Here is a 3,717-nt window from a genome sequence, read left to right on the forward strand (position 1 = left end):
GCTTTTCCCCCAAGGACTGGATCGCCACGGTCAGCATTGCGCACCATTTCAGCTCGTCACGGCGTATGGATTCCATCAACGCCCGCGTCCCGGGATCGCTCAATTGGGCCGCGGTTTCCTCCGCCACCCGCACCCCGGCCCGCTCCGCCTCGAGCAGCTCGTTCAGCGCGGCCACCAATTCTTCCCGTGACAGTTGACCCATATATGCCGCATCGGCCTCGTCCGCATAACAAACCGGGGACGCCCGCTCTCCGGCAGGTCCGGGTGCGGACCCGTGATCGGCCTTGGATTTCATGGTTCCTCCTAACCCGAGCGTTAATGTGGTTGCTTGGCTCGACGATGCGGCACCGTTGGTACGCCGCCCTCTCCTTTACACGTTTATACGGCGCGGCACAGGGCGCTGGCGAGGCGCAGGCCCGCACGCACGCCCCCCGCGTCGGATGCAGCCGGGCGGACCCCGGGTAAACCCCAGCCAAATCGTCGCAACTTTACGTCATTCTTAAGATGCCGCCCGAGTGCGCCAAAGGGATGGGCTGTATCATTTTGTGTCATGCTCACCCCCGAGCCTCCAACCTGTTCGCCGGAACGTTTGTCTTCCCGCGACCTCGAACCCGCGCTGCGCTTCATGGAACGCGAAGCCCACCGCCACGACTTGGACGCGGCCGCCATCGCGCGCGGCGCGGGCTGCTCGCGCACCCGCCTGTATGCTGCGTTCGCCTCGCGTGGAGAAACCGTGATGGGGATGCTGCGGGAAATCCGCCTGCACCGAGCCAAGGCCATGCTCGAGCAGAGTCCACGGCTACACATCGGCTCGCTTTCGTGGCGCTGCGGATTCGCCGACCAGTCCACTTTCAGCAAGGTGTTCAAGGCGCGCTTCGGCATGCTTCCCTCCGAATGGCTCCACCGGGTTTGGACGAACCCGGGGTGCGAGGGAACGCCCCCTAGGGACGCTGCCCAGCCCCCCGCCTGAAATGCCGTCCCTGCGCGCATCAGGCCTGCCCTGCCGACGCCCGCCCCGCTTCCTGCAGCTTTTGACATAACAGCTTTGACGCCCCGGCGGATACCCCGCGGACGCTGCGCTGCCTACAGTGCGCCTATCGCCGGGAGCCCGGGTCGAACACGCCAAGAAAACCCCGCCCGGCTTACGAGCGTCCACGCCGGACCGTCCAACAACCTCGAATAAAGGGAGACTCCAGTGAACATCGATCGACGCCGACGCGCGCTCGCGCTGGGCGCCATGGCGCTGCCCCTGGCCGCGACCGTGCCCCCCGCCCGTGCTGCCGACAAATACCCCTCGCGCCCCATCCGCATCATCGTGCCGTTGGCGCCAGGTGGCTCCGCGGACACGATATGCCGCCTCCTCGCCAATGGCCTGGCCAAGGTTCTCGGTCAGCCGGTGGTCGTCGAGAACCGCCCCGGCGCCGGCGGCTTGACCGGTCTCGCGGAAGTCGCGCGATCGGCCGCTGACGGCTATACGCTGGGTTACTCGCTTGCTGGCGCACTGACCGTGGCGCCCCACATCGCGCGCAAGATGCCTTACGACCCATTCAAGGACCTGGTCCCGGTGTCGCAGGTCATCGGCGTACCGGAGATCCTCGTCGCCAACCCGCGCACCGGCGCCAAGATCTTGGGCGAGTTGGTCTCGTACGCCAAAGCCAACCCCGGCAAGCTCAACTTCGGGTCGGCGGGCAATGCCACGATCCCGCACTTGGGGGGCGAGCTGTTCAAGCGCGTGGCCGGCGTCGAAATGGTGCACGTGCCTTATCGCGGGTCGGGTCCAGCGCTGAACGATTTGTTGGCCGGCCAGGTACAGTTCATGGTATCGGACATCACTTTGGTGCGCTCACACATCGAAGCAGGCCGGCTCACCGGCTTGGCCGTCGCCGGTCCGCGCCGGGTTCCCCAGTTGCCGAACCTGCCCACTACCGCCGAGGCCGGCCTGCCCGCCATGCAAGTGTCCAACTGGCACGGCATGGTGGCGCCCGCGGGGTTGTCCCCGGCGCTGCTGCCCCAACTGCACGACGCCATCGTGAAGGCCATGGCCCTGCCCGAACTCAAAGAGCGCATCGATTCCGAGGGCGCGGAAATCGTGGCCAGCGGCTCCGCGGACTTCGGTGCTTTCCTGAAACAAGAAAGCGCAAAGTGGGGTGGCTTGGTGAAGGAATTGGGCATACAGTGGGATTGAGCGCAGGCGGCACGCCTCAGCCTTGAGGCGGCGCCTTCCCTCTCGCTCCAGAGGTGGATTCGAGCTGGTGGGGCTCACGCGCATCCCGGCTGCTATCATGCGCTCCACGGCGGCCGCCCCGCCTCGGCGCGGCGCGTTCCCGCCGGTGGCCGCCCTGCCCCTATCACTGCCTGGAGTCCCATCGCCCGATGAAGCTCGCCACCTGGAACATCAACTCCCTCAACGTTCGTCTGCCTCAGGTCATCGCTTACCTGCAGGCCAATCCGGTGGATGCGCTGTGCCTGCAGGAGCTCAAACTCCCCGACGACAAGTTTCCCGTCGCCGCGCTGGAGGAAATCGGCTATCGCGCCGTGTTCACCGGCCAAAAGACCTACAACGGCGTCGCCATCTTGACGCGCGACCCCGTACGCGACGTCACCAAGAACATCGACGGCTTCGACGACACCCAGCAGCGCGTCATTGCCGCGACGCTGGATACGCCCGCCGGCGAACTGCGCGTCGTCAGCGCCTATTGCCCCAACGGCCAGTCGGTTGGTAGCGACAAGTACGAGTACAAGCTGAAATGGTTCGCGGCCTTCCGCGATGCCTTGCAGAAGGAGCTGGCCCGCTACCCCCGCCTCGCCGTGTTGGGCGACTATAACGTGGCGCCTGAGGACCGAGACGTGCACGATCCGGCCAAATGGGAAGGGAGCGTACTGGTGTCCGAGCCGGAGCGCGCCGCATTTCGTTCCCTATTGGATATCGGCCTGCATGACGCGTTCCGCTTGTTCGAGCAGCCGCCCAAGTCCTTCAGCTGGTGGGACTACCGGCAGCTGGCGTTCCGCCGCAACGCCGGTCTGCGCATCGACCACATCCTGCTGTCGGATACCTTGAAGGCCGTATGCAGCGCTTGCGTGATCGAGCGCGAAATCCGCAAGAACGAGCAGCCCTCGGACCACGCGCCGGTAGTGGCGACGCTGGAGATCTAGGCCGCGCCGGCCAGCACCTCCTCGAACGGAGGAATGGCGCGCGCGAGTTCAGCCACGGTGAAGGCATCGACGGCAGTCAGGCGCGGGATCTCCGCCAGCACCCTGACCCTGCCGAACTGTTCGATGCCCAGGCGGTTGCCTGCAGAGGGCTCGCCGCTCATGACCACGCCGGCAACGGGAATGCCGCGCGCCCGCAGCGCCTCCAGCGACAACAACGTGTGATTGAGCGTGCCCAGCGTGCTCCGCGCCACCAGGATCACAGGCAGGCCCAGGCGGGCGATCAGGTCGATCATGGTGGAGCGGTCGTCGATCGGCACCAGCAGGCCGCCGGCGCCTTCGGCCACCAGTGGCGCCTCCGTAGAGGGAGCCGCGATATCCGCCACGTCCAGTCTCACGCCTTCCTCGCGGGCCGCGGCCCAGGGCGAGAGCGGCGCCTGCAGCACGGCGTGGGGCGCGTGGATGCGGGCCAGTGGCAGGCCGGCCAGCGGGGGGGGCCGGCCGCGGGGGGGGGGGTTGGGGGGCCCCCCCCGGGGCGCGGGGGGGCCAAAATATGGGGTGCCCGCC

At 67.1% G+C, this 3,717-nt stretch carries 5 protein-coding genes; 3 read left to right on the forward strand and 2 right to left on the reverse strand.

The window, feature by feature from the left end; translation table 11 throughout:
* Positions 1 to 202: DUF6306 domain-containing protein (locus IRZ12_RS16500; RefSeq protein ID WP_296470826.1), on the reverse strand; the 202-nt coding region annotated here is incomplete at its 3' end.
* 348 nt (positions 203 to 550) lie between these two features.
* On the opposite strand from IRZ12_RS16500, the gene IRZ12_RS16505 reads away from it, so the two are divergent.
* The 3 genes from IRZ12_RS16505 (at position 551) to xth (ending at position 3,153) form a co-directional block, all read left to right on the forward strand.
* Entirely contained in the window at positions 551 to 970 is a 420-nt protein-coding gene (locus tag IRZ12_RS16505) for a helix-turn-helix transcriptional regulator (protein WP_296470829.1), read from the forward strand.
* Positions 971 to 1,195: 225 nt separating this feature from the next.
* Positions 1,196 to 2,185, forward strand: a complete 990-nt coding sequence (locus IRZ12_RS16510) for a tripartite tricarboxylate transporter substrate binding protein (RefSeq protein WP_296470834.1) — start codon at positions 1,196 to 1,198, stop codon at positions 2,183 to 2,185.
* Between the two features lie 188 nt (positions 2,186 to 2,373).
* Positions 2,374 to 3,153 carry an exodeoxyribonuclease III gene (xth, locus tag IRZ12_RS16515; RefSeq protein ID WP_296470839.1) on the forward strand — a complete coding sequence of 260 codons (780 nt, stop codon included), beginning with the start codon at positions 2,374 to 2,376 and terminating at the stop codon, positions 3,151 to 3,153.
* On the opposite strand, the gene bioD is transcribed toward xth, so the two are convergent.
* On the reverse strand, positions 3,150 to 3,717 hold a 568-nt coding region (bioD, locus tag IRZ12_RS16520), incomplete at its 5' end, for a dethiobiotin synthase (protein ID WP_296470842.1). The genes xth and bioD overlap by 4 nt on opposite strands.

The sequence above is a fragment of the Pigmentiphaga sp. genome, assembly GCF_019689535.1.
Classification (GTDB): Bacteria; Pseudomonadota; Gammaproteobacteria; order Burkholderiales; family Burkholderiaceae_B; genus Pigmentiphaga.